General features: G+C 46.4%; 5 protein-coding genes. 4 read left to right on the top strand and 1 reads right to left on the bottom strand.

Annotated features, from left to right (window positions below; all coding sequences use genetic code 11):
• The first annotated feature begins 37 nt into the window (after nucleotides 1–37).
• From purS to Q0986_RS15020, 4 genes are all read left to right on the top strand, one after another.
• Entirely contained in the window at nucleotides 38–316 is a 279-nt protein-coding gene (purS, locus tag Q0986_RS15035) for a phosphoribosylformylglycinamidine synthase subunit PurS (protein WP_366918597.1), read from the top strand.
• On the top strand, nucleotides 313–1,020 hold the full coding sequence (gene purQ / locus Q0986_RS15030; protein ID WP_299411798.1) for a phosphoribosylformylglycinamidine synthase subunit PurQ: 708 nt from the start codon (nucleotides 313–315) through the stop codon (nucleotides 1,018–1,020). Before purS ends, purQ begins: the two co-directional genes overlap by 4 nt.
• A 162-nt stretch (nucleotides 1,021–1,182) precedes the next feature.
• A complete protein-coding gene (locus Q0986_RS15025; protein WP_299411795.1) occupies nucleotides 1,183–1,485 on the top strand; it encodes a type II toxin-antitoxin system HigB family toxin in 303 nt (100 codons plus the stop codon).
• Nucleotides 1,445–1,882: a transcriptional regulator gene (locus Q0986_RS15020; RefSeq protein WP_299411756.1), complete on the top strand. Its 438-nt coding sequence runs from the start codon at nucleotides 1,445–1,447 to the stop codon at nucleotides 1,880–1,882. The genes Q0986_RS15025 and Q0986_RS15020 overlap by 41 nt, the downstream gene beginning before the upstream one ends.
• A 30-nt stretch (nucleotides 1,883–1,912) precedes the next feature.
• Here Q0986_RS15020 and Q0986_RS15015 read toward each other — a convergent pair whose 3' ends face one another.
• Nucleotides 1,913–4,405 carry a pentapeptide repeat-containing protein gene (locus Q0986_RS15015; protein ID WP_299411753.1) on the bottom strand — a complete coding sequence of 831 codons (2,493 nt, stop codon included), beginning with the start codon at nucleotides 4,403–4,405 and terminating at the stop codon, nucleotides 1,913–1,915.
• Nucleotides 4,406–4,774 lie beyond the last annotated feature (369 nt).

Raw genomic sequence — 4,774 nt, 5'->3', positions numbered from 1 at the left:
AGGTACATTCAAGAGGAACGCTATGCATTTGGGAATCGTGACACAAACCTATCAGGCCAAAATCTATGTGACCCTGAGGCCGTCGGTCTTAGACCCTGCTGGAACTGCGGTGCAAACGGGGTTTAAGCAATTGGGTTATGACAATGTGGGTCCTATTCGGATTGGCAAGTATATTGAGCTGACTGTATCTGCTGAGGATGAGGCGGCAGCGAGCCAACAGGTGGATCGCATGTGTGATCAGCTCTTGGCGAATCCCGTGATTGAGAATTATCGATTTGATCTGCAATTAGCCCCTATGGCAGGAGCCGCAACATGAAGTTTGGTGTGCTGGTGTTTCCCGGATCGAATTGCGATCGCGATGTCGTATTGGTCACGCGTGATCTGCTCAAACAGCCGACTCGTATGGTCTGGCACCAGGAAACAGATATTAGCGATTTAGATGTTGTCGTCATCCCGGGCGGGTTTAGCTACGGTGACTACCTCCGCTGCGGCGCTATTTCTCGCTTCTCCCCGGCGATGCAGGCCACCATTGCCCATGCTGAACAGGGCAAGCTGGTCTTGGGCATTTGCAATGGGTTTCAGGTTTTGACCGAGTCGGGGTTATTGCCAGGGGCTTTAGTGCGGAATCGGGATCTGCATTTTATTTGCGATCGCGTCCCTGTTCGGGTGGAGAGAACGGACCTACCCTGGACCCAAGCCTATCAGCCTCAGCAAGTGGTTACTTTACCCATTGCCCATGGGGAAGGCTGTTACTACGCTGATCCAGCCACCTTACGGGAGCTTCAGGCCCATCAACAAATTCTATTTCGCTATTGCACCCCCGGTGGCGAGGTGAATGCAGAGGCCAATCCTAACGGATCTATAGAGAACGTTGCAGGAATTTGTAATCGGCAAGGCAATGTCGTAGGGATGATGCCTCACCCCGAGCGAGCCTCCGATCCGACGTTAGGCTATACCGATGGCCTTTCCCTCTTTCAAGGGGTATTGGATAGTCTAAGTTTGCAAGGGATCACAGCTTGAATGCTCGTCAAGCTTGGGGGCCTCGCCAGCAATTATAAATTCGACCCACCCCACCTTTTGGGTACCCGAAGGGTGAGATGGGCTTGACTTATCAATATGATAAGATCGTGGGTGTTGAGTCTAAGTATCTCTCATCCAAAATGAGAAACTCGCAAACGTCCAATGCGAATAATCTCAGACTCTCGTCTACGAGAGATCGCAGCAAAATACCCGAATTCTCAGTCCAATATCAGAACTTGGATTAAAGTAACCAAAACAGCTAATTGGCAAAGCCTTCAAGATACTCGTAAAACATTCCCCAGTGCAGATCTTGTCGGCCAACTGACCGTTTTCAACATTGCTGGAAACAACTATCGGCTCATCACTCGGATCGACTATCAAAGGCACAGAGTATACATCCGTTATTTTTTAACTCATGCTGAATATGACAAAGGCAGGTGGAAGGATGATCCTTGGAATCAATGATGCGCTTAGCTATGAAAGACTAGTACAAGAATTTCCTCCCCGCCCTATCCGCAATAATCAACAGCTACAAGCTGTCCAAAGTAGGATCGATGTCCTTATTGATTTAGAACGTGAACTCACAACCGATGAATCTGACTACCTAGACATTCTAGGAACACTAGTTTGGGACTATGAACAGACTTTGGAGCCTATCCCTGATATTTATGGGGTGGATTTACTGAAAGTTCTAGTGGCAGAGAGAGGATTAAGGCAAAAGGATTTAGTGCCTATCTTTAAGGCTGAATCCATTGCCTCAGATGTTTTCAAGGGCCGAAGACAGTTAACAGCAAGGCATATACAGGAATTAGCAGAGTTTTTTAATGTATCGCCTGCGGCATTTTTTCAACTGAAGTCCTAGCTACACAGTTGTACATACTTATGCTGACTTCTACTTGGACTGGCGATTGGAGTTATCTACAGCACCCAGGGTTTTCAGCATGGACTTTTGTTGCTCCGAGATCCCCTTTACGTCAGTAATATTCATTCCTTCATAGAGTCTGGGAGTTCTTAGCCGATGTAGGCGTTCCCCAGTATGGTAATTCCAGAGAATAATCGACTCATCTTGGCTACCACTGGCTAGAGTTTGTCCATCAGGGCTAAAGGCCACGGACCAAATCCAGCTATCATGCTCCCTCAAGGTATAAAGACATTCCCCAGTGGCGATATCCCATAGTTTGACCGTGTGATCATCACTGCCGCTGGCAAGAGTTTTGCCATCCGGGCTGATAGACACTGACCAAATCCAACGTGTATGGCCGTTTAATTTTCTTATTGGCTGACTAGTTTTGACATTCCAAATAATAATGCTCTCGTCTTCGCTGCCGCTAGCAAGAAAATCACCCTTTGGACTGAAATCAATCGCTTGAATGGCCTTTTGGTGCCCACGCAGTATTTGACAGTCTCCTGTTTGAATATTCCAAATCTTGATAACCCCTTGTTCTCCGCCGCTGGCCAGCAATTTCCCATCGGGGCTAAAAATAATTGCCCAAATAAAATTCTCATCGGTTCGAAAGATGTTAGTAGGTCGCCCGGTAAACTCTTCCATATCCCATAACTTTAGGAATGGATCATCTCCACCACTGGCTAGAGTTTTGCCATCGGGGCTAAAGGCAACCGCCCCTACTAAATGATTATGAGCAGAGAATTGGTGAAGACGTTGGTTATCTGCCATATTCCACAGGCTAATTTTGCCATCACCACTGCTACAAACAAGCGTTTGTCCATTACGATTAATCGCAACAGCATGAATCCAATTTTTGTGGGAATTGGGTAAGGTTTGTAGAAGTTGGCCCGTGTTAACATCCCAAAGTTTAAGTTCTGTATCACCGCCCCCGCTTACTAAGGTTTTACCATCGGTACTAAAGGTTACGGAACGTACCCAGCGCCCCGGACGCCCCTTCAACGATTTTAAGGATTTTGCTGTATCGTTCTGGTAGTCCCATATCCTAACGGTCTGATCGTCACCACCACTAATCAAGGTTTGGCGAACAGGGTTAAACTTAACAAAATTAACCGATCCTTCATGCCCTTCCAAAGTTTGTAAGAGGTCACCGCCAGACTGCATATCCCACAGCTTTATGGTTTTATCGCTACTGGCACTTGCGACTGTTTTGCCATCTCGACTAAAGGCTACTGACCATACCCAATCGGTGTGATCGGTAAGCGTATCTAAGAGGATTTCTTTATCAACATCCCAGAGCTTAACTGTACAATCAGCCCCTCCGCTTACTAGCGTTTTACCATCAGGGCTAAAGGCAATAGACCTCACCCAACCATCATGACCAATTAGAGTCGAATCAGAATTCCCGGACCAAGACTGGTGAGGTTGTTGGTCAGAAATATCCCACAGCATAATTTTGCCATTGTCTGAACTGCTAGCCAGAAGCTTTCCACAAGGACTAAAGGCTAGCCCCCAAACCCAGTCGGAGTGACCAATTAAAGGTTCATACTCCCCTGTTTCTAAATCCCACAACAGAACTAACTCATCGCTGCTAGCGCTAGCTAAGCGCTTTCCTTCTGGATCAAAGGCTACAGCCCGAACCCAACTCGTGTGGCCTTCCAAGGTTGAAATACATTCTCCTGTACCCACATCCCAGAGCTTAATGGTTTGGTCACCACTGCCGCTGGCCAGCTTTGTCCCATCGGGGCTAAAGGCGATGGACCACACCCAATTTTCATGGTGTCGGGCAAACTGGCGGACAGGTTGCGCATTATCAACTTGCCACAGACTAATATCAGCATTGGCATCTCCCACGGCAAACAGTTTGCCATCCGGGCTAAAGTCAATAGACAGAATATTGCCTATGGTTGTCGAAAAAGAGCAATGGTCAAGCCTTGCTCCTGTAAAATTACTTCCTTGGAGATTTTCACCTTGAAGTCTTGCCCCTCGAATGGACAGATTAGAAAAATCGCAATTACTGATGGAGGCTGGCAGGCGAATCAACATATTGATCAGATTGCCCGCAGCATATCCCCCATTAAGATCAGAACTTCGTATAGACCTCAACAGATTTTTCAGGTGATCCTCAATCTCTACCTGATTATCTAAACGATTCCGTAACTCCCCGAGAATGGCATCCACAAAAGCTAGTTGTTTGGCACTTGTGCTTTCGTCCGCATCTGCTTTCACCAGTGAATGGTTGTTGAAAAGGGCATCGATCTGGATCGGCTGTGCCAGTAACTCAGAGGTAATTTCATCAATCAAAGAATAATATGCATCATCCCTTAGATTACGCTCTAGTAAGAGTTCACTGTTTTCAAGCAGAATAAGATTTTTTGCCTGCAGTGTAGATATTGCTGCCGAAACTTCTAATGGTTCGAGTAAATGTTGTAAATCGTTTTGCAGCTCTTGCACAGATGCAGGATCTGAAAGAACAGTCATTTGATAAACAACCTTCTGCTCAATATCTCCTAGAGATGGATCTGAGAGGCCATTTGGTGTTTCTAGAGGCGGACTAGATTTTTCAGGAGATGGAACACGATATGCTAGTTCTAGCCCCTCATTCCTAACCATTCTCTCTAAGACATCACTAAATGAGAGACCGAGTGTTCCAGCAGTTTTAGAAATTTCTTCATGAACATCACTTGCTAAATTTGCTAACTCCAACCCACCGTTTCTAATGCTGCTTTCAAGCACTGATGAGCGCGAGGTTCCTAGTGCAGCCTGGCTGAAATAACCATTCAGCTTATCTATCGTCAGTGAACCCTGCAAATTTCCAATTGAAGGGCTTGGCCATCGTGCGGTTAAAGT

Source organism: Acaryochloris sp. IP29b_bin.148, assembly GCF_028285565.1.
In the GTDB taxonomy this organism is placed as follows: domain Bacteria; phylum Cyanobacteriota; class Cyanobacteriia; order Thermosynechococcales; family Thermosynechococcaceae; genus Acaryochloris.
This window is presented reverse-complemented; position numbering and strand designations above follow the sequence as displayed.

Excerpts from the sequence above, each read along its gene's own strand:
- purQ (WP_299411798.1), top strand. The coding sequence starts at position 313 with ATGAAGTTTGGTGTGCTGGTGTTTCCCGGATCGAATTGCGATCGCGAT.
- Q0986_RS15025 (WP_299411795.1), top strand. The coding sequence starts at position 1,183 with ATGCGAATAATCTCAGACTCTCGTCTACGAGAGATCGCAGCAAAATAC.
- Q0986_RS15020 (WP_299411756.1), top strand. The coding sequence starts at position 1,445 with ATGACAAAGGCAGGTGGAAGGATGATCCTTGGAATCAATGATGCGCTT.
- Q0986_RS15015 (WP_299411753.1), bottom strand. The coding sequence starts at position 4,405 with ATGACTGTTCTTTCAGATCCTGCATCTGTGCAAGAGCTGCAAAACGAT.